The organism is Paenibacillus sp. FSL E2-8871, assembly GCF_038000345.1.
GTDB lineage: Bacteria > Bacillota > Bacilli > Paenibacillales > Paenibacillaceae > Paenibacillus_AQ.
The window spans coordinates 774,098-794,538 of sequence record NZ_JBBOBV010000001.1; the positions used below are offsets into that span (position 1 = coordinate 774,098).

Here is a 20,441-nt window from a genome sequence, read left to right on the forward strand (position 1 = left end):
TAATTGTTAAAGCATTTAACTAAATTAGAGAAAAGAGTGGAGTACTGGATGACAAAATCAATTACTCAGAGTAGCCCGACAGAAGAACGGCCCTTCTCGCTAAGAGCGATCCTCCCCCCGCTTCTTGCTATTATCGTCGGAATGATTATGGTTATTCTGGATGGAACCGTCGTGAATGTGGCTATACCCAAACTGGTGGACTATTTTTCTTCAGATTTAAAAACGATTCAGTGGGCGATTACAGGTTACACGTTAGCTTTAGCTGCTGTAATACCGCTCGCAGGCTGGATGACAGATCGCTTCGGTTCTAAACAAGTGTTTCTGGTGACGCTCACGTTGTTCATTCTCGGCTCCATGTTATGTTCTGTGGCTCAAACTTCTTCGCAGCTTGTTATTTTTCGTGTGATCCAAGGACTTGGTGGGGGGATGGTAGCTCCTATTGGGATGGCTATGGTGTTTAAGTTAGCTCCAGCAGAACGAAGAGGATCGATTATGGGAATGCTTGGGATTCCCATGCTGCTTGCACCTGCACTTGGCCCGATATTGTCCGGATGGCTTGTTGAATATGTTAGCTGGCATTGGATCTTCCTGATTAACGTGCCGATTGGGATTGTTGGTATTATTCTTGGTGTTAAGTATTTGCCCAAGACGGAGAAGATCGGTAAAGGCAACCTCGACATACTTGGCATTATACTGGCACCGATTGCGTTTTCCATGCTAGCTTATGGAGTAAATGAAGGCGGGTCGAATAGTTGGTCATCGACTCCAGCAATCCTTGGATTATCTGTTGGGGGTGTTGCACTGATTCTATTTATAATCGTTGAGCTGCGGCATAAACAGCCTTTGCTGGATCTGCGCGTCTTTCGCTCCTCAGATTTCACCCGCGGCATTATTTTAACATGGGTCATGCAAGCCGCACTGTTTGGTTCCATGCTGTTCGTGCCGCTATACTTACAGCAGATTCGGGCTTATACACCACTAGAGACGGGGCTGATTCTGCTTCCGCAAGCTTTAGCTTGTGTAATCGGCATGCCGCTTGGTGGTAAATTGTTTGATAAGATAGGGGCACGACCGCTGGCTTTTGTGGGTCTGAGCATCATTACAGTTACCCTATTCCTACTGTCTGGGATTTCGATGACTACAAGTCTAAACACCATTATGATGTATCTTGCTTTATTAGGATTTGGGATGGGTATAGCGATGATGCCACTCAATACACATGTTCTAAATGCCGCACCGCGTGAATTGGTGAGCCGGGTCACATCGCTTACAGCAGCGGCACAGCAGGTGGTTGTGGCCTTTGCCGTAGCAGGCTTGACGGGTTATCTGACAAGTCAAATCACTGTGCATATGGGAGCATTGAAAGCAGGAAGTAATCCTTTATCGGCAGCAGTTCTAGGTTTTGATGATGTATTTTTTCTATCTGGTTGTATAGCTGTAGTCGGTGTACTTATGAGTATTATCCTGCGCAAACCAAAGCTTTCCTCGAATGATTCCTCCTCCGAAGAGAGTCAGAAAGCAGATGCAGCAATGATGATGGGACATTAATTTATACGATAATCTTAGATAATAAAAAAAGGCGTCGTTCAGCTTGTATAGCTAACGACGCCTTTTTTGTATGAGAAAATCATCCTATAGATGTTCTGGTTTCTTCTGAGCCCACCTAGGGCTGAATGTAACTTTACCGAGTAGCTCCGATGCTACAATGCCTAGTAGAACAAGAGCTGCACCAGCATATCCTTGTATCGATAGCTTTTCAGCGGCGAACCAATAGCCAAACAACGCGGCGAATACCGGCTCAAGGGAGAAGATCAGTCCGGTGCGTGTAGGTGAAGTATATTTTTGAGCAATGGGTTGTAGGATGAAGCCACAGGCACTACAGAGAATCCCAAGTGCGAGGATCGCAATCCATGCTGGTAAGGTCGAAGGAAGTGAAGGTGTCTCGAATAGCGCAGATAACACTAGAGCGAACCCTCCGGCAAAACCCAACTGTAAGATTCCAATATTCAGTGAATCACACTCTTTTACAGCCTTGCCTGTAAATAAGATCTGTACCGCATAGAACACCGCCGAAAGAATACAGAGGAAGTCACCTGGCCCAATTTTTAAGGTAGCGTTTAACGTAAGAAGTCCAATTCCAGCTATAGCGAGTACGGAGCCGAAAACCTGCGGAGGTGCGACTCTTTTTTTGAAAAGTATACGATCTAGTATCGGTACAAATATGACTGTCAGGGCTACTAAAAATCCAGCGTTGGAGGTTGTCGTAGTCTTCAGTCCGAACGTTATGCATGTGAACACACCGAGGAGTAAGAATCCGAGTAGAGCACCATATTTCAATGTTTTGATGTCAACTTTTCTTAAACGTTTGTGGAAGATCACTGTGGCTAATATAAAAGCAAGTCCGAAGCGGAGTGCAATCAGATTGAATTCGCCTAACGTGCCTAACCCCATTTTCATAAATATGTAGGAGGAACCCCAAAATAATGTTACAACTAACAGCATCAGCTCAGCTTTGAGCGGTTTCATCGCGTCATCCATCCTTCTTCATTTTCAACTCAATTCAGTATAATACGGCTCTATACATAAGGTAACTGAATGTTTATCATAGGATACATGAGTAAAACTTATGTAAATTAAAAAGGTGAGGGATAGAGGTTGAGCATCAATAAGTATGAGATTTTTCTAAAAGTTGTAGAGCTAGGTAGCTTAACAAAAGCAGCAGATGTACTGGGCTTTACGCAATCTGGAATTAGCCACACGATTAGTAGCTTGGAGATGGAATTTGGTTTCACGTTATTAATTAGAAATAGATCTGGCGTTAAATTGACGGTAAACGGGGAGCAAGTACTACAGCCTATCCGTGAAATTCTGAAGTGGAATGAAAAATTGAAGCAGGAAGTAGCAGATATACATGGGCTAGAGGTCGGGACCATTACCATCGGTACATTCACGAGTGTATCCGTGCATTGGCTGCCAGGAATGATTAAGCAATTTCGCAGTGAGTACCCCTATATCGAAATCAGGTTGATGGAAGGTGGTTATTTAGAGGTTGAGCAATGGATCGAGGCTGGAGTCGTTGACTGTGGTTTTATTTCTCTGCCTACGCGTGAGAAGTTCGAAGTGATTCCCTTAAAAAAGGACCGGATGTTAGGAATCGTATCCAAAGAAAATCCGCTTAGTGCAGAACCTTTTCTCTCCTTATCCCAAATTGCTAAAGAGGATTTCATCATCCCGAAGGCAGGTTCAGATTATGATGTAAGGCGTGTACTGGATAAGGCGGGCATCAAACCGAATATTAAGTTCTCAGCAGGTGATGATTATGCCATTATGGCCATGGTGGAGAAGGGACTCGGAATTAGTATTTTGCCAGAGCTTGTATTAACCCGTCAGAATTATAATGTAACGATGCTTGAATTGGAAGAACGTAGTTTCAGATCACTTGGAATCGCTGTACATTCTATGAAATACGCATCTCCCGCCACTAAAAAGTTCCTAAAGCATGTACAAGCGTGGTTGATGGGGCATCCCTGAACCCTAAGAATACACCGTTTAGAATGAGCAAAACCCCTGATTAATTCAGGGGTTTTATTATGAATGAATATCCAAAATAAGGGTTGACGAGGGACTTTGTTCATGAGAGAATGTACGCGCGTACATTTACTGAATGCGCTTTCGTAGGAGGGATTTCTATCGCCAGCCGTAAAGAGGTTGCCGAGCTTGCCGGAGTGTCAGAAGCCACAGTCTCTCGCGTGTTAAACAACGTAGGCCCGCTCAAGGAAGAAACGAAGGAACGAGTGTTGGCAGCTGCGCTCAAGCTGGGATATACCCCTAGTTCACTCGCGCAGAGCTTTGCTCGTAGAAGAAGTGGGCACCTTGGTGTAGTAATGCCTTATTTGCCAAATGCACGCTTGTTCTCCACTTATTATTTTTCAGAAATATTAAGTGGAATTGGGAGTAAGGCGCGAGAAGAGGGTTATGATCTGTTAATGCTGTTTCGAAATGCCGAAGAGAGAGTGGACTATAACGAATTGTTTAAGATGCGGAAGATTGATGCTTGTATTGTACTCGGTGCCAAAGAGGATCCAGGTGAGCTAGCCTCACTTCGACGTTTGAAGGAGGAAGGTCATCCGTTTTGCCTGATTAATCAGCATTTTGAAGGAGAGGCTTTTCACGAGGTGGATGCTGATCATGTCGAAGGAAGCTGGCAAGCGGTCAGGCACTTACTGGATCAGGGCTTTACGAGGATTGCCTTTCTAAACGGGCCAGCATCTTATTCGAACAGCCGAGATCGTTTAACTGGTTATTTGCGCGCTTTGGAGGATTCTAACCTTCCTTTAGATGAATCACTTCTATTCGAAGGTAACTTCAGTCGTAAAAGCGGTGCTATTGCTGCCAAGAAGATGTTGCCTCTGCTGAATGAGATTGATGCCATTGTAGCGGCCAATGATCGCATGGCCATTGGATTGCAGCAAGGTCTACAGGAACTAGGCATCCCAAGAGATCGCATCCCAGCCATGGTGGGTTATGATGATTCAGATGCTGCTGAGCTTACTACACCAGCCTTAAGCAGTGTGCGTGTTCCCTTTTATGAGCTAGGAGAAATTGCTGTATCTAAGGTATTAGAATTACAGGGGAATAGTCGCTCAGAAATATCAACCCCCTCCCAAGTTATCCAGATTAACTTACCGACTGAACTAGTAATACGAGCTTCATCTAAATCTAAGAAATCTGAGGAGGAATAAGATGAAACAGCTTCGCATTGGAATGATCGGTTATAAATTTATGGGTAAGGCGCACAGTAATGCTTATCGCAGTTTGCCAATGTTTTTCCCGAAAGCGCTTAAACCTGAGATGTCTGTGATTTGTGGACGGAATGCTGAAGCGCTTGCAGAGGCTGGCACTCAATTAGGATGGTCGGATTGTGTTACGGATTGGAAAGATCTAATCGCTCGTGAGGATATCGATCTTATTGATATAAATGCCCCTAGTAATGCACATAAGGAGATTGCTCTAGCAGCAGCTAAAGCTGGTAAACATATTTTTTGTGAAAAACCACTCGCACTGACCTTGGCGGATTCCCGTGAAATGCTGCAAGCCGCTGAAGATGCAGGGGTTACACATATGGTTGGTTTTAATTATCGCTTTTCACCGGCGGTTAGACTTGCTAAGAAGCTAGTAGAGAGCGGGCGGCTTGGGAAGATCTATCATTTTCGGGCTTGGTTTCTACAAGACTGGATTATTGATCCGGAGTTCCCGTTAGTGTGGAGATTGCAGAAGGAGATTGCGGGTTCAGGCTCACATGGTGACTTGGGTGCGCATCTCATTGATCTGGCACATTTCTTAGTAGGTGATGTGAAGGAAGTAATCGGTATGAGTGAGACCTTCATTAAAGAACGTCCACTTGCTGCTGAAATGACCGGATTAAGTGCCAAAGGGGATAAGGATGCTCCTAAGGGCAAGGTAACTGTAGATGATGCCACATTGTTTTTAGCCCGTTTTGATAACGGTGCCTTAGGTAGCTTTGAAGCTACAAGATTCGCAGCAGGTCATCGCTCTACCAATTCTTTTGAAATCAACGGAAGCCTTGGCAGTGTGAAATTTGATTTCGAGCGAATGAATGAACTCGAGGTTTATTTAACCTCAGATACAGAGGATGTTCAGGGCTTTCGGCGTGTGCTAGCAACGGACCCAGCTCATGAATATGCGGAGGCTTGGTGGCCGCCGGGTCATACGATTGGTTTTGAACATACGTTTATTCACGAAATGTTGGAGCTTTCTAACGCGATTGAAGAAGGACGTCAGCCTGTACCTAATTTCCATGATGGAGTGAAATGCCAAGCTGTATTAGAAGCGGTAGAACGCTCTATTGAACAGCGCCGGTGGGTCGAAATCTCTGAGATGTAATCAACAAAAATGCGTGTTTGAACAACCTCTATTAGAAGGAGTGCTGAAGATGAGAAAAGCATTGATAGTATGGGGCGGTTGGGACGGTCATGAGCCTGAACAGGTAGCTGATATATTCGCTAAGGTACTGCAAGAGGAACAGTTTGAAGTTGAGGTGTCGAATACACTTGAGGCTTTTGCCGATGCGGAGAAGCTTCTTGGACTAGATTTAATAGTTCCGGTATGGACGATGGGTACAATCGAACAGAATCTTGTGAATAATGTCTCTGCAGCTGTTCAGAACGGAACGGGTCTTGCGGGTTGCCATGGCGGGATGTGTGATTCTTTCCGAAATAATGTGGATTGGCAGTTTATGACAGGGGGGCAATGGGTAGCTCATCCCGGCAATGACGGAGTTAACTATACCGTAGAGATTCGTCAAAGCTCAAGTCCTTTGGTAGATGGAATAGAAGATTTCACCGTTTGCTCAGAGCAATATTATCTGCATGTAGATCCCGCTGTAGAAGTACTTGCAACGACTCGCTTTCCAGTTGTTGAAGGCCCACATTCCTTCAACAAAGACGTGGATATGCCAGTAGCTTGGACCAAACGTTGGGGTCATGGCAGAGTGTATTATAATTCACTCGGACATCATGCCGATATTGTAGCTATGCCACAGGTAAAGGAAATGATGCGCAGAGGACTGCTATGGGCTGCCGAGGGTAAAGCTCACGCGCAATCCCATATTTCAGCGGTTAGTAGTAGCTATAGCGGAATGGCAGACAGTCAATAATCTCTGGGAGCGATCATCGAATGGATAAAGTCAAAGTAGGCATTATCGGATGCGGTAAAATCAGTAGTATCTATATGGAGAATTGCCAGAAGTTCGAGATTCTTGATCTAGTTGCATGTGCGGACTTGGACTTGGAGAGAGCGAAGGAACAAGCCGATAAATACAATATTCCAAGCGTTTACACCACAGAGCAATTACTGAATGATCCGGAGATAGAGATCGTTATCAACCTGACGATTCCAGCTGTTCATGCGGATGTATGCCTGAAAGCTATCGAAGCGGGTAAACATGTGTATGTTGAGAAGCCACTTGCTGTGACGAGAGAAGAAGGACGCCAAGTTCTGTCAGCGGCTCGAGAAAAGGGCGTACTAGTAGGCAGCGCACCGGAAACATTCTTTGGATCGGGCATCCAAACCGTATTGAAACTGATCGAGGAGGGGGTAATTGGCGAGCCCGTTGCAGCTACCTCATTTATGATGGGGCGTGGACATGAGCATTGGCATCCAGATCCAGAATTCTACTATGCCGCTGGTGGAGGTCCAATGTTCGATATGGGACCATACTATTTGACAGCATTGGTGCAGTTATTGGGTCCAATTCGTACGGTTAGCGGGATGACTGGTAAAGCGCTAGTCGAACGCACGATTACAAGTGAGAAGAAATCGGGTAATAAAATTCCTGTTCAAATTCCAACTCACGTTGCCGGAACATTAAGATTTGAGAATGGAGCCATAGCAACGCTGATTACAAGTTTTGATATCTTTGGCGGCAGTAACCTGCCGCATATAGAAATCTACGGAACACTTGGAACGATTCAAGTGCCGGATCCTAATAACTTTGGCGGTCCGGTGAAATTCAGGCTCATAGGTGAGAATGAATGGACAGAGCAAACGCTGTTAGCTGGATATGATCAAAATACACGCGGAATTGGTCCAGCGGATATGGCTTATGCCATTCGGACGGAAAGAAAGCACCGCGCCAGTGGAGAATTGGCTTATCATGTACTAGAAGCGATGTGGGCATTCCATGATTCTTCAGATACTCATTCATTCTACGAAATGAAGAGTACCTGCACCCGTCCTGAAGCTCTTCCGATTGGACTCGCTCCTTATACATTAGATTAAAGAATTCATTCTGAATCTGCAACCTATCACTTCCAATCTCCGTTTGAGAAGATAAAGAGTGAGGGAGTGACAAGGATGCATAAGTGGCTTGGTGGCTGGATATGGATTTCTGTTATTATACTATTTATAAGTGGATGTTCAGAAGATCAACAGTCGAATAAGGAGCCGGCTCCAGCTGTTGCAATTACTGCAACTCCAGATATCTCGCCTACTGCGAGCGCTGGAATAGAAGATCATAAAGCTGAAAAAGTGCTTTACTCCAGTGATCCTGAAGCGATTAAAGCTTTCCTATCCGCTCAGAAGATTCCTAACGGAGATATCTATCTACAGGATAATAAGGTTCATATCAATATAGTGGGTTTGAACTCGCAGATTGAGCAGCGGTTTGCTCAGACTTTCGCGGCAGGTACTTATGAGCTCCATGATGTTAAATATTCGATGCAAGAGTTATTAGCTGCACAAGAGCTTTTGCATAAACAAGAACTCTACCAGAAGCTTAATCTATACGGTTCCGGTGTGGACACGATTGGTAATAAAGTAACGATCACAATTCCATCTGATTATGCTGACACGGCCATACTTGAGATAGAAAAATGGATCGCTCCGGATATGTTGACCTACGACATTTCAGAGCTAGGCGAACCACATGTAATAGGTCAAATCGTAGATATCGATACCAAACAGGCGAAGCGGATTCTCATCCTTGAACCTGGCATGGAAGATCCCTCTTACTGGTTCTCATTCAATCAGAAGTCAACAATGTTTAATGAAGCTGGAGAATCGATTAGCTTTAAGGATTTGAAGGTTGGACAGCAGGTTGAGCTATGGAGTACCGGTATGGTGGATGAATCTTTTCCCGCGCTTGCAAGTGTGCGGAGGTTACAGCTTACTACTACGGAATAATCCAATAGCCAGCACCGTTTGGGAGAGGCAAACGGTGCTATTTTTCGTGAATAGAAAGAATCGCCTATTTTCGAACCCCTGAAGGGGTAATCCCTTTATACTGCTTGTACAGCTTGGTAAAATAATTGGGATTGTCGCAGCCGACTCTTCCTGCAATCTCAGTCACTGTAAAATTGGTCTCGAGAAGCAATCGCTCTGCTTCATTTACTCGGCAAAGATTAACATAATCGATGAAGGTTCGACCTGTTAGCCTCTTAAAGGTTTTGCAGAAATGATATGGATTTAGATTTACGGATCTTGCGGCGCTTTCTACGGTCATTTTGTCATCGAAATGGTTCTCCATATACTCTAGTAGTGGCTTAAAACGTTCGCGATTAAAGGAGTGCCTCTCATTCGTTCTACCGGATACTTGTTCAGGTAGAAAGGTGCGAGAGAGCAGCACAAAGAGTAAATGCAGTTGATTCTTGATGACCAGTTGAAAAGCAGGTCCCTTCTGCAGTACTTCATCAACGATGGTATCCAGAAGAGAAAAATATGTGGAGCAGGTCGGAACAAGCTCTGCAGGTTTGACCGGCAGCTGATAACGATTCTCTAAATAAGGGATTACAAACTGCTCATGCTGAGGATCCTGCTTCCAATCCTTAAATAAAGAACTATGGAATACGACGGAGATAAAACGAACATGATCATCCCGCAGACTGTACCCAACATGCAATCCTCCAGAGGGAACAAACAATACCTCTCCGGCATGCAGTTCATAGGGCTTGCTGTCTATGTGAAAAATGGCGCTGCCTTCTTGCATAATGATGATTTCGAAATGCTCGTGCCAGTGTAAATACAGGATATTCTGACCGATCTTTGCGTTCTTGCATTCATTAAAAAATAATCGGAATGGATACGTTTTTTCTTCTAATTGAGGATATTCTTTAAGATCATTAGGATAACTCATAATTCACTCAACTCCCACAAGATACGACTATATAAACACAAGATAATAAGAGTTTTAAGCTCAGAAGCAGTTTATACTCGGGTTATAGCACTTACTATAAACCAATATTGGAGTGGTCACAAGATGAAGGATACAATGCGAATTGGAACATTAGTAGGCGGCGGCGACGCTGTAAGAGTGATTCCACAAATTGTAGGACATGGATTTGAATCTTTTAGCTTAACCTTCTGGCAAACAACAGGGGAAACAGATCTCGTGGAAACTGGAAAGCGTGTGCAAGAGCTTGCAGCAGAACATGACTTCGTGATCTCATCTGTTGGGATCTTCGGCAATCCTTTGACGAATACTGGTGATAATTCCGATGCAATCGCGAGCTGGGAGCGACTGATTGATCATGCTCATTTGTTCGGAACGGATATGGTATCAGGTTTTACAGGAAGGTTACCAGGGGTATCCATTGATGAATCTATTCCGAAGTTCACCGAGGTGTTTGGAGAGTTGTCCAAAAGAGCAGCGGATCGCGGTTTGCGAATTGCTTTCGAGAACTGTTCCATGGGTGGAGACTGGGGATCAGGTGACTGGAATATTGCTCACAATCCATTAGCTTGGGAGAAGATGTTCAATGCTGTGCCTGCTGATAATATAGGACTCGAATGGGAGCCATGTCATCAGATGGTCCAATTGATTGATCCGATTCCGCAGCTTCGTAAATGGACAGATAAGATCTTCCATGTACATGGTAAGGATGCCACCATCGCTTGGGATATCGTGAAAGAATATGGTATCCACGGGCCAAATCCTTATGTATGGCACCGTACTCCGGGCTTTGGAGATACGAACTGGACTGATGTTATTTCTATTTTGCGTCAGGCAGGTTATAAAGGTACGATTGATATTGAAGGCTGGCATGATCCTGTGTATCGGGATGAGCTGGAAATGATGGGACAAGTACATGCTTTAAATTATTTGAAACAATGCAGGGGCGGTAGCTTTGTACCTAATCCGCTGTAACCATAGAGGGGGAGAATGATGACAGCTCAGTACCGTGTAGCGGTTGCAGGTTGCGGAGGAATGGCTAACGCCTGGATTGAATACGCTTTATCACGTTCAGATACTCAGATTGTTGCACTTATAGATATACGATTGGAGTCAGCACAAGCGATGGCGGCAAAGCATGAGATTTCTTGTCTGACGTTTACTGACATTAAAGAAGCAATTCAGGCGACTGAAGCTAATCTTGTGTTTGACGTTACAGTTCCAGGAAGCCATTACAGCATTTCTAGCACTGCATTAGAACTCGGATGTAATGTGTTTAGTGAGAAGCCACTGGCCGAGACTATGGAAGAGTGCACTAAGATTGTTGAGATCTCTGAAAGAACCGGAAATGCCCATGCTGTGATGCAGAACCGACGTTATGACCCTCGTATTCGTTCTTTGCGCAACTTAATCGAGTCTGACACCATTGGTAGAGTAGGATACATCAGTTCTAGCTTTTTCCTCGGCGCTCATTTCGGAGGGTTCCGTGATGTCATGGAAAGTCCTCTGCTGCTGGATATGGCGATTCATACCTTTGATCAGGCCCGATTTATTAGTGGAGCCAATCCGATTTCCGTTTACTGTCAGGAGTTTAATCCTCCCGGATCATGGTATAAGGGGAATGCGTCGGCAGTGTGTATCTTTGAGATGTCGGACGGATCTGTATTTACTTATCAGGGGTCTTGGTGTGCAGAAGGTGCCTCTACCTCTTGGGAAGCAGCTTGGCGTCTGAATGGGGAAAAAGGAACTGCGATTTGGGATGGTCATGAGATGCCATATGCAGAGGTAGTCGTATCAGGAGATCAGAGTGATAAATTTATTCGTGATGTAGAGCGTGTAAATGGAGAAGCTGTTAATATGGACAAAACCTTCCATCAAGGATGTTTGGAGGAAATGTTCCTTTCACTAGCAGAAGAGCGTCCAGCAGAGACAAATTGTAGAGATAATCGGTATAGTATGGCAATGGTATTTGGAGCGCTGGAAAGTGCTAAAACAGGTCAGAAAATTGATCTAGTAGAGTTCATGAGTACCTCAGAGTGATGAAAACCTTTTGTTAATTTTATCCAAACTTTAATGTTCATGTTATGATAGATAAGAACATTATTCGGGGAGGATATTATGTACAAAGCCATTATATTTGATCTAGATAATACATTAATAAATTATAGTACTTGTGAAATCGAAGCGATGAAAAGAACCTGTAACGATCATAATCTCTTCGTAGAAGATATTGAGGCGTGGTCTTTATTTTATGGAGAGTTTTCAGGCCATAATTTTCGCCATTGGATGAACTTTGTGGGTGGTGGTGAGGTGAAGACTATAGGAGAGGTATTGAGGTATTCTTTTAGAGACACCCTTAAACAGGAGGAGTTTTTTCATAGCAAACTGTCAGATACTTATTGGGATTATTTTTGTAATTCCTGTTATTTTGAAGAAGGAGCGGAACAGATCTTAACTTCATTTAAAGATAAGTATGCTCTGGGGATTATCACCAATGGGATCAGTGAGGCACAAAGAAAAAGACTTCAAGCCGGTAAGATCTATGAAATATTCAAATCCATAATGATCTCTGATGAGGTAGGCATCCGAAAACCTGATAAAAGGATTTTTGAAATGTCTTTAATAGATCTACAGCTAAGCAATCATGAAGTGCTGTTCGTTGGGGATTCTTTACAAGATGATTACCATGGTGCTGTGAATTCTGACATTGACTTCTGCTATTACAATCGCCAGAATATAGAGGTTCCTAAAGACCTCAAGCCTAACTATATGATTAGTTCTCTTCTGGAGCTTAAAGATGTAGTGGGGTTGTAGCAATGCCAGCAAGGAGAACACACAATGGAAATTAGAGCTTATCAAGAATCGGATATTAGTCAGCTTATCTCATTGTTCTATGAGACAGTTCATTTCGTAAACAAACAAGACTATTCACAAGAACAGCTTAATGCTTGGGCACCTAAAGAGGAAAAGACCCTCAAACTTGATGCTTGGAGCACTACTTTACGTCAAAATATTACTTATGTAGCCGAAATTAACGGGTACATAGTTGGCTTTTCGGATATGACGTTGGAAGGACATTTGGATCGTCTTTATGTCCACAAAGATTTCCAAGGCCAAGGCGTAGCCTCTGCTCTCGTGAACAAGCTTGAAATGAAGGCGAGAGAACTTGGTCTTCATGAAATGGATACCGAAGCAAGTATTACAGCTAGACCCTTTTTTGAACGACAGGGATACCAGCTTATGATGAAACAAAGTGTAGAACGAAAAGGAGTACTGTTAGTTAATTATCGGATGAGTAAAAAGCTAATTTAATCAAAAAAGCAGATTGCTATGGTGAGCAGTCTGCTTTTTTATCTAATGAAGGAGGATCAATCAACAAGCTTTATTTGGATGAAGAATAACGATTTATAAAATTAGCGATTCCATTTGGAACGAATTTGTTAACTTCATTATTAAACAGGTCTGTATAGTTTGCAGTGATAACTTTACTTGGTACTAACGTCAAGTTTGAAAAATATTGCTTATACGCCTTATCATAGGCGGATTTATTCACTTCTTTTTGATTTACATAATAGCTTGGCAAATCATCCGTTTTTTCTTGATCTGGAATGTCGGCCAAGAATATCTCTTTGTCATTAAATTTGGTTCCTTGGAAACTAATCTCGAAAACCTGCAAATTAGAATTGTACGAACCACTGCCATCTACAAAAGCGATATAACGTAATGTTCCATCTTTTTTGTTCTTATAGAGATGCAGGCCACGATTTTCATCGCGCGGTAGAAATCCACCCATACCTACATTAAATATACCCTCTGAAATATCCTTCAGTTTTCCTTGATAATTGAATGGAATGACTTTTCCATTTTGGACGGTTAGAGCAATGTTGATGGGCTGAATGAATCGTAAAGAATACCCCTGTATAAGTTCAGGAGTACCATCAAAGTTCAAATCTACTAAAGTGAAATAATTGAAGTCGCCGTCATAAGACCTATCTCTAGTAGCATCCATTAACGTTTTCTTGATATACTCAGAGTAAAGTGTCTTCCATGATTTTGCAGTTGCTGCTTTTGCTGACGCAGTAATTGGAATACTCCCCAATAATAAAAGTAATGTTACTATGATCCACGCAGTTCGCTTCATGACTCATTAGCTCCTTATCATATTACAATGTACTGGAAATTAATATTACTATTGTTAGATAATATGTTCCAGTAATAATATGGTATATGAAGGGTGATTAGTCATAAATCAATTTCATTAAAGCCTCCGAGTCAAAACGATCTCCTTGCACTAACCATTGACCATCCACATCAAACATAGTCAGTATTCCCTCCAAAGGGACACGTTTACTTTCTTTGTCATCCTTATCCAACATAACAAGATCACAAGTATATTTTAACTCAACAATATTTTTCTTTTGTTCGGAAAGGGTGAACTTTAGATTATCTGGTTTTAAAGAAAGCTTTTGTTTATTAGCGATTTGAAAAGGGATAGTTGTGATTCGGCTTCCTATAGCTTTTTCGGTATAGTATTCAGTAAAGTACGGTTTCATTTCTTCATTTCGGGCTAGAATGGATTCCTCAGAAAATAAGTCATCAGAAACCTTAATGGTATATTCAACATTTTTGTACTTCTCAGCGGCTTTAGTGGCATCATCCACTTCTGAACTACAGCCCATAATTAACGTTAGGGATAATAAAATCATACTCAATATCAACGGTGATTTACGCATTCGAACACCTCCATGTAATTGATTCTGTATTATTATACTTATATTACCATACATTAGTTTCACAGCTTCAAGAAGGAAATGATTCAATTCCCTAAATATGGTATGGTGTAAGTATTACTATCAATAACCTAAAGGGATGGGATACACTTGAGTTTTTTTCCTATTACATACTCACTGTTGGCAACAGACGCATTATTATTACATATTAAAGAGCATTATGAGATTCCAGAACCAGTACAGTTGCAGTATTTTCTTAGAGGCATGAACGATACATACATCTTAGAAACGGCATTGGAAAAATACATCTTTCGTGTTTATCGTGCGGATAGACGGAGTAGATCGGAGATTGATTTTGAATTAGAATTGTTGAACGATTTGCACGAAAAAGGTGTAAACGTCTCCATTCCTATTCCTCGAAAAGATGGGATCATATTTAATGAATTTTTGGTGCCTGAGGGTGTGAAGTATGGCGTTATGTTTAGTTTTGCAGTAGGAAATGAAAAGCCTATTCATGCGGTAAAAGACAGCTATTTATTTGGTCAGTCAGTTGCACAAATCCACACAGCTACGGACAACTTTAAGAGTGAACATGTAAGAGGTAAGCTTGATTTTGAACATTTAATTGAGGAACCGCTTCATACGATCAAACTGCATATGAGCCATCGACAAGAGGATTATCAATTCCTGTATGACCTTGCCATACAATTAAAAGCGCAGATTGAAGTACATCTGGAAGCGGGGCTCGACTGGGGCATCTGCCATGGCGATTTGCATGGGAATACGAATGTGACTTTCACGGACGAAGGGAAATTAACTCATTATGATTTCGATATTTGTGGTTACGGATGGAGAGCCTATGATATCGCTGAGTTTAGATTGGCAAGAGAGATTCATAGCGGCCATGATAAAGATGAAGTAGAACGGTTATGGGCATCATTTTTAAATGGATATATAAGTTTAAGAGATCTCAGTGACAATGATATTAGTGCCGTACCTATGTTCGTTGCGCTTAGACAGCTTTGGTTATTTGCTTTATGTTTCAGTGAAGGTGAGCTTATTGGTGCAGCTGACTTTGACAATGGATTTATCGACAGTAAAATGGATTATTTCAGAAATTTAGAGGTGATCAAATGAATGATGAATTGGGCAGTAAAGAAGCCATAAAAAGATGGGATAAATACGCAGAACTAATCTCAACTTCGAACAGTAAAAACGGGGATATCCATCGAGAAATTTTTTTGAATCCAGCTTTATTCAGTCTTATGGGTTCTGTTGAAAATAAGAAGGTGCTAGATGCAGGCTGTGGTGAAGGATATTTAAGCAGAATGTTAGCTAAGGCAGGTGCCTCAGTCACTGGCGTTGATTACTCGCAGAACATGATAACGATAGCCAAGAGTAAATCACCAGAGGAATTAAAGATAAACTTCCATCATGGCAATTGTGAAGATCTCAGCTTTCTTCAGAATGAGAGTTATGATCTCATCGTTTCTAACATGGTGATTCATGACTTATCTGATTATGAGATGGCGATTCATGAAATGTATCGGTTGTTAGTTGATGGAGGGACGTTTATATTCTCAATTCCACATCCTTGCTTTGTAACCCCTGGTAGCGGATGGGTGAAGTCGGATACTGGTGAGAAGCTTTATTGGAAAGTAGATAATTATTTTTACGAGGGCACTTATAATCAGAACTTCCCAATAGATCAAGAGGAAAAGTTTCTGATTTTTCATAGGACGTTATCCAGTTATGTAAATACGATTGTACGGGCTGGATTTCAAATCGAAGAAATGATTGAGCCGAAGCCCTCTGCTGAAATGCTTGAGAAGTATCCGTCTTTTGAGGAGGATTTTCGCTGCAGCGATTTTTTGGTTTTTAAACTGCGAAAATAGGGGGGAGAAAGATGAACCATAATATTTTCAAAGAAGTTATAGACTCTGAAGAAGAGTTAAGGTCAATGTATGGGTATCCCAGTGAATTGGTTAACAATAAGAGTATAACCTTCATCGATCATCATTGCCGAGATTATATATCCAAATCACCGTTACTCTTTATAGCAACAAGTGATTCATCAGGCAATTGTGATGTATCTCCGCGTGGGGATGCTGCAGGTTTTGTATATGTGTTAGACGACAAACATTTAGTGATTCCTGAGCGACCTGGTAATCGACGGTTTGATTCTTTGCGCAACATCCTTTTAAATTCAAAAGTGGGTTTGATATTTATTATTCCCGGTCTTGAAGAAACCTTAAGAATAAATGGACATGCAAGGATTATCAAAGATCAAGAAATAATGGTTCATATGGAGGCTCAAGGTAAACTGCCGAAATTGGGCATTGCCGTTGAAGTGGAAGAGTGTTATATGCATTGTGCTAAAGCTTTTAAAAGATCACATCTATGGGATGATACGTATTGGCCATTGAAAGCAGAGCTGCCTAAACCTTCGGTTATCATAGCAGAACATGCAAAAGAGCTTGGGATTTCTCAAGAGGATGTATCAAAGGGATTAAAGGATAGCTATGAGAATCGGTTATATTAGAAATGAAAGGATTAACTAAGATGAGCAAAGCTTTAAAACTCACTTCAGGGAATAAAGTAGGACTTATCGCTTGTTCTGATGGTGTGAGAGTGGAGAACCTGCCTAAAGTAGAAGAATTAATTAGAATTCTGAACTCGGTTGGTCTAGAGGTAGTGATGTCTAACACCTTGTTTAGAAGAGATGGTTATTTCAGTGGCAATCCTAAGGAAAGAGCAACGGAGTTGAATCGTCTATTTAATAATGATGAAATTTTTGCGATTTTTGATATTTCAGGTGGGGATTCCGCGAACCAGATCTTGGAATATCTCGACTACGATAATATTCGATTGCATCCGAAGCCTTTTTTCGGAATGAGTGACTTGTCTGTTATTTTGAACGCTTTACATACACAAAGTAATTCGAAATCCTATCACTATCAGTTGATGAATCTCGTATCTTCTGATGGGGCGGAGCAGCAAGCTGCTTTTTATCGAACATTTTTCGAAGGACATAACGATCTTTACGATTTCGACTTTCATTGGGTCCGTGGGAACCAGATGAGTGGGATTGTAATTGGCGGCAATATTCGATGTTTTATGAAGCTGGCAGGAACAAGTTATTTTCCAGGCCCTTCGAACAAGATTTTATTCTTAGAGAGTTTAAGTGGCAGAGCTAACAAAATCGTCTCCTTGTTTGCTCAGCTTCAGCAAGTTAGAACTTTTGATAAATGTGCTGGAGTGATTCTTGGGTCGTTTACTGAGCTTGAGAGCTATAATGAATTTTCAATCGTAGAAGCGTACTTGAAGGAAATCAGCGGGTTTCCTATCGTGAAGACGAACGAGATCGGGCATGGTAGTGACAGTAAGTGTATTGTTGTGGGTGAGAATATAACTTTATAAGAGCTAAAGGTGGATGATTGGTTTTCAAGGTGATTTATGTTGATAAGAGAGGAGTCAGAGAGAATTATGATGTCTACACACGACTACCCATCTAAAGAAGTATTGAAAAATGCTATACATACTGCCTATCTATCTCTCGATCTTGAATTTGAGGGCATTGAGAATGCTCAAAAAGACACTCGTATGGAAGGCGTCGATCGTACTCCAGCAGAAATCCTTGCCTATCAATTGGGCTGGTTGAACCTTGTGATGAAATGGGATAGGGATGAAAAAGCAGGATTAACTGTCATTATGCCTTCACCGGACTATAAATGGAATCAACTTGGCGGATTATATCAATCGTTTTATCATACATATGCTGCCTACTCATTAGACGAGTTAAGATCTTTATTTCAAGAGACAGAACATCAGTGGCAGAGCTGGATTGATTCTTTAAGTGATGAAGAACTTTTTACGCAAGGCGTGCGGAAATGGACAGGAAACAATCCGAGATGGCCTATGATCAAATGGATTCATATCAATTCCGTTGCACCGTTCAAGACTTTTCGTTCGAAGATTCGTAAATGGAAAAAGCTTAATTGTATTAGCTCAAATTAATAACCGCAGACCAAGCCATTGTCTAAGAGAAGAAATCTCTGAAGCAGAGGCTTTTTTCATATACATAGAAGGAATTTAGATTAGCATTATGTGGAGGAGATGGGATTAGTGGAAGAGAATGTATACTAGTCCCGAAAAAAGATGAAAAGGGTGGATCTTTTGAGAAAAAGCATCACAATAATCAGTTCACTTATATTATGTATTGCATTAAGCACTATCAATTATATCGTGGTAAACAATAATACTAAACCCACAGTTAGTCCAGAGAACATTGAATTAAAGGAGCTAATAAATTCGGATGTAACACAAATCAAATTTTCGGAAAAACCAACGGTATTAGTATTTTTCACCTCTTGGTGTCCGTATTGTAATGAAGATGCTCCAAAGATTGTTTCTTTGTATAAAAAATATAAGGATAAAGTGAACATCTACGGCATTAATCCAATTTATCGTGATGATGTTTCAGAAGTTGAACAGTATGTTAAGAAATACAAAATTGATTATCCCGTACTTCTAGATGAAACAGGAGCTTTCTATAAACATTATGGGGAACCAGGTTTTCCTACATTGTACTTTATAGATTCTGAAGGGGAAGTGCTTGATCAAATTATAGGCTCATCTGATCTTGAGGTTATTGAGAGTTCGTTAAATATTCTTATAGAGTATTTTTGATAATCTAAAAGGAGCTACTGGTATGATCAAAAAAAGGAAAAAGACATTCATCATCGCCGCATTCCTATCCATCTTTATAATGTTACTAATAGCTAGCTATATGTTAAATCCTCAACCCGTTCATGCGATGATGGTAGACTTTTCTAGTATGGAGGAACAGGATGAACAAGTTTATCTAGAACCTGACATCTCTGAGAATATTGAGTATTTGATTATAAACGATCTCGAACAATCGAAAGAAAGAATTTCAGAGATCTTTGACGGATTACATTCTACTCCAACCATGCTATTTGTTCAATCTCCTCAAGCCCTGAAGAAGTATGCTCAAAAGAATCGAACGGGACAGACTTATTATACATATTGGGGGCATTACATCGTTATTGGTCCTGATGGATTTAATGAAGATGTAATAGCTCATGAACTGCTGCATAGTGAATTAAGAACGAGATTAAAGAATAAGGACAAGGTACCTGTATGGTTTGATGAAGGGTTAGCAACCTTAGTTGATCATAGATATATAAGAAATGAAAATTTAAGCTTAGATCATATTAATGACTTAAGTAGTAGAGATGCTTTTTATGAACCCTCACAAGTAAAAGAAAATTATGAGATCGCCCATTCAGAAGTTACTAGATGGTTTGGGATCGTAGGAAAATCTGGCTTAGCAGAACTTATTGAAGGATTAAATAAAGGTGGAGCATTTAATGAACTGTATAAAGCAATAGAATCTCGTAGATAGAGGAGGTTGTAATGAAGAAGTTCATTATTGTAATTCTAGCCATAATTGCTTTATTGCCATTACATGCGGTCTCCGCGGATTGGGCAGGTTCGTTTGTTGTTTACTCAGGTGATATTTATGAAATATCCGACGACGAACTCATCCCATCGAATGAAATTGACAAGAAGATAGGGCAAGTAACACGATATTCAGACCACGAAGGAACGTATAGCGGCAACTTTTCAAATATTTACCCTAAGGGCACGCCATATTATTCAATTAAGAATATCGATCCAAAAGAAATCATTGCCATTAAGACCCACGAAGCTGAATTTGTCAAAGCCATTAATAAAGGTCAATATGCCAATGGTCAATTGGAAAGTAAAACGATCTGGATTTCTATACTAGGGTCTTTAATTATTGTGTTATTAATAATATGGATAATGAAACGAAAGAAATCTGTGCTATAGAGTTATCCGTTATGCCTTTGGGTGACAGGGTCTTTTGCTTTTTATTACCCGGTTAAAGATTTATTTATGGTGGAGGATTTGAACCAGATGGGAAATGCTGCACTACCGATTAGGTTATCCATGAAGCTTGCAATGATGACGAAATG

23 protein-coding genes are annotated in these 20,441 nt (G+C 41.3%); 19 read left to right on the forward strand and 4 right to left on the reverse strand.

Annotated elements, in window-relative coordinates:
* The first annotated feature begins 48 nt into the window (after positions 1 to 48).
* Positions 49 to 1,548 carry a DHA2 family efflux MFS transporter permease subunit gene (locus tag NYE25_RS03630; RefSeq protein WP_042187809.1) on the forward strand — a complete coding sequence of 500 codons (1,500 nt, stop codon included), beginning with the start codon at positions 49 to 51 and terminating at the stop codon, positions 1,546 to 1,548.
* 84 nt (positions 1,549 to 1,632) lie between these two features.
* On the opposite strand, the gene NYE25_RS03635 is transcribed toward NYE25_RS03630, so the two are convergent.
* Positions 1,633 to 2,526: a DMT family transporter gene (locus tag NYE25_RS03635; protein WP_341145132.1), complete on the reverse strand. Its 894-nt coding sequence runs from the start codon at positions 2,524 to 2,526 to the stop codon at positions 1,633 to 1,635.
* Positions 2,527 to 2,655: 129 nt separating this feature from the next.
* On the opposite strand from NYE25_RS03635, the gene NYE25_RS03640 reads away from it, so the two are divergent.
* The 6 genes from NYE25_RS03640 to NYE25_RS03665 all read left to right on the forward strand — a co-directional run bounded on the left by NYE25_RS03640 (position 2,656) and on the right by NYE25_RS03665 (position 8,703).
* Complete coding sequence (locus NYE25_RS03640) at positions 2,656 to 3,531, forward strand: LysR family transcriptional regulator (protein WP_042187813.1); 876 nt, start codon at positions 2,656 to 2,658, stop codon at positions 3,529 to 3,531.
* Between the two features lie 110 nt (positions 3,532 to 3,641).
* Positions 3,642 to 4,742, forward strand: coding sequence for a LacI family DNA-binding transcriptional regulator (locus NYE25_RS03645; protein WP_341145133.1), 1,101 nt, complete (start codon positions 3,642 to 3,644; stop codon positions 4,740 to 4,742).
* Position 4,743: 1 nt separating this feature from the next.
* Complete coding sequence (locus NYE25_RS03650; protein WP_341145134.1) at positions 4,744 to 5,904, forward strand: Gfo/Idh/MocA family protein; 1,161 nt, start codon at positions 4,744 to 4,746, stop codon at positions 5,902 to 5,904.
* A 49-nt stretch (positions 5,905 to 5,953) separates the two neighbouring features.
* Positions 5,954 to 6,676, forward strand: coding sequence for a ThuA domain-containing protein (locus NYE25_RS03655; RefSeq protein WP_341145135.1), 723 nt, complete (start codon positions 5,954 to 5,956; stop codon positions 6,674 to 6,676).
* 20 nt (positions 6,677 to 6,696) lie between these two features.
* Positions 6,697 to 7,800, forward strand: coding sequence for a Gfo/Idh/MocA family protein (locus NYE25_RS03660; RefSeq protein ID WP_341145136.1), 1,104 nt, complete (start codon positions 6,697 to 6,699; stop codon positions 7,798 to 7,800).
* A gap of 75 nt (positions 7,801 to 7,875) precedes the next feature.
* Positions 7,876 to 8,703: a hypothetical protein gene (locus tag NYE25_RS03665; RefSeq protein WP_341145137.1), complete on the forward strand. Its 828-nt coding sequence runs from the start codon at positions 7,876 to 7,878 to the stop codon at positions 8,701 to 8,703.
* 64 nt (positions 8,704 to 8,767) lie between these two features.
* On the opposite strand, the gene NYE25_RS03670 is transcribed toward NYE25_RS03665, so the two are convergent.
* Positions 8,768 to 9,652, reverse strand: coding sequence for a helix-turn-helix domain-containing protein (locus tag NYE25_RS03670; RefSeq protein WP_341125330.1), 885 nt, complete (start codon positions 9,650 to 9,652; stop codon positions 8,768 to 8,770).
* A 123-nt stretch (positions 9,653 to 9,775) separates the two neighbouring features.
* Between NYE25_RS03670 and NYE25_RS03675 the strand changes: the two genes are divergently transcribed.
* The 4 genes from NYE25_RS03675 (at position 9,776) to NYE25_RS03690 (ending at position 13,000) form a co-directional block, all read left to right on the forward strand.
* The gene (locus NYE25_RS03675; protein WP_042127341.1) at positions 9,776 to 10,663 is read left to right on the forward strand and encodes a sugar phosphate isomerase/epimerase family protein; all 888 of its coding nucleotides are present in this window, start codon (positions 9,776 to 9,778) and stop codon (positions 10,661 to 10,663) included.
* 18 nt (positions 10,664 to 10,681) lie between these two features.
* Complete coding sequence (locus tag NYE25_RS03680) at positions 10,682 to 11,728, forward strand: Gfo/Idh/MocA family protein (RefSeq protein ID WP_076286381.1); 1,047 nt, start codon at positions 10,682 to 10,684, stop codon at positions 11,726 to 11,728.
* Between the two features lie 78 nt (positions 11,729 to 11,806).
* Positions 11,807 to 12,502, forward strand: coding sequence for an HAD family hydrolase (locus NYE25_RS03685; protein WP_339270989.1), 696 nt, complete (start codon positions 11,807 to 11,809; stop codon positions 12,500 to 12,502).
* Positions 12,503 to 12,526: 24 nt separating this feature from the next.
* Complete coding sequence (locus tag NYE25_RS03690; protein WP_341145138.1) at positions 12,527 to 13,000, forward strand: GNAT family N-acetyltransferase; 474 nt, start codon at positions 12,527 to 12,529, stop codon at positions 12,998 to 13,000.
* Positions 13,001 to 13,070: 70 nt separating this feature from the next.
* Here the strand turns inward: NYE25_RS03690 and NYE25_RS03695 are convergent, their stop codons facing one another.
* Positions 13,071 to 13,829: a hypothetical protein gene (locus NYE25_RS03695; RefSeq protein WP_341054482.1), complete on the reverse strand. Its 759-nt coding sequence runs from the start codon at positions 13,827 to 13,829 to the stop codon at positions 13,071 to 13,073.
* A gap of 97 nt (positions 13,830 to 13,926) precedes the next feature.
* Complete coding sequence (locus NYE25_RS03700; RefSeq protein WP_042187835.1) at positions 13,927 to 14,421, reverse strand: hypothetical protein; 495 nt, start codon at positions 14,419 to 14,421, stop codon at positions 13,927 to 13,929.
* Between the two features lie 147 nt (positions 14,422 to 14,568).
* Here NYE25_RS03700 and NYE25_RS03705 point away from each other — a divergent pair, with 147 nt between their 5' ends.
* From NYE25_RS03705 to NYE25_RS03740, 8 genes are all read left to right on the forward strand, one after another.
* Complete coding sequence (locus NYE25_RS03705; protein WP_341145139.1) at positions 14,569 to 15,555, forward strand: phosphotransferase enzyme family protein; 987 nt, start codon at positions 14,569 to 14,571, stop codon at positions 15,553 to 15,555.
* The gene (locus NYE25_RS03710) at positions 15,552 to 16,313 is read left to right on the forward strand and encodes a class I SAM-dependent methyltransferase (protein WP_341145140.1); all 762 of its coding nucleotides are present in this window, start codon (positions 15,552 to 15,554) and stop codon (positions 16,311 to 16,313) included. Before NYE25_RS03705 ends, NYE25_RS03710 begins: the two co-directional genes overlap by 4 nt.
* 11 nt (positions 16,314 to 16,324) lie before the next feature.
* Complete coding sequence (locus NYE25_RS03715; RefSeq protein WP_076298917.1) at positions 16,325 to 16,960, forward strand: pyridoxamine 5'-phosphate oxidase family protein; 636 nt, start codon at positions 16,325 to 16,327, stop codon at positions 16,958 to 16,960.
* A gap of 20 nt (positions 16,961 to 16,980) precedes the next feature.
* Complete coding sequence (locus tag NYE25_RS03720) at positions 16,981 to 17,838, forward strand: S66 family peptidase (RefSeq protein WP_341145141.1); 858 nt, start codon at positions 16,981 to 16,983, stop codon at positions 17,836 to 17,838.
* Between the two features lie 69 nt (positions 17,839 to 17,907).
* Positions 17,908 to 18,435 (forward strand): ClbS/DfsB family four-helix bundle protein, encoded by a 528-nt coding sequence (locus NYE25_RS03725; RefSeq protein WP_076286440.1) that lies wholly within the window; start codon positions 17,908 to 17,910, stop codon positions 18,433 to 18,435.
* A gap of 159 nt (positions 18,436 to 18,594) precedes the next feature.
* Positions 18,595 to 19,107, forward strand: coding sequence for a TlpA family protein disulfide reductase (locus NYE25_RS03730; RefSeq protein ID WP_341145142.1), 513 nt, complete (start codon positions 18,595 to 18,597; stop codon positions 19,105 to 19,107).
* Between the two features lie 22 nt (positions 19,108 to 19,129).
* Positions 19,130 to 19,846, forward strand: coding sequence for a hypothetical protein (locus NYE25_RS03735; protein ID WP_076286373.1), 717 nt, complete (start codon positions 19,130 to 19,132; stop codon positions 19,844 to 19,846).
* Positions 19,847 to 19,857: 11 nt separating this feature from the next.
* Positions 19,858 to 20,295 carry an LPXTG cell wall anchor domain-containing protein gene (locus tag NYE25_RS03740; RefSeq protein ID WP_143764137.1) on the forward strand — a complete coding sequence of 146 codons (438 nt, stop codon included), beginning with the start codon at positions 19,858 to 19,860 and terminating at the stop codon, positions 20,293 to 20,295.
* The last annotated feature ends 146 nt before the right edge of the window (positions 20,296 to 20,441 follow it).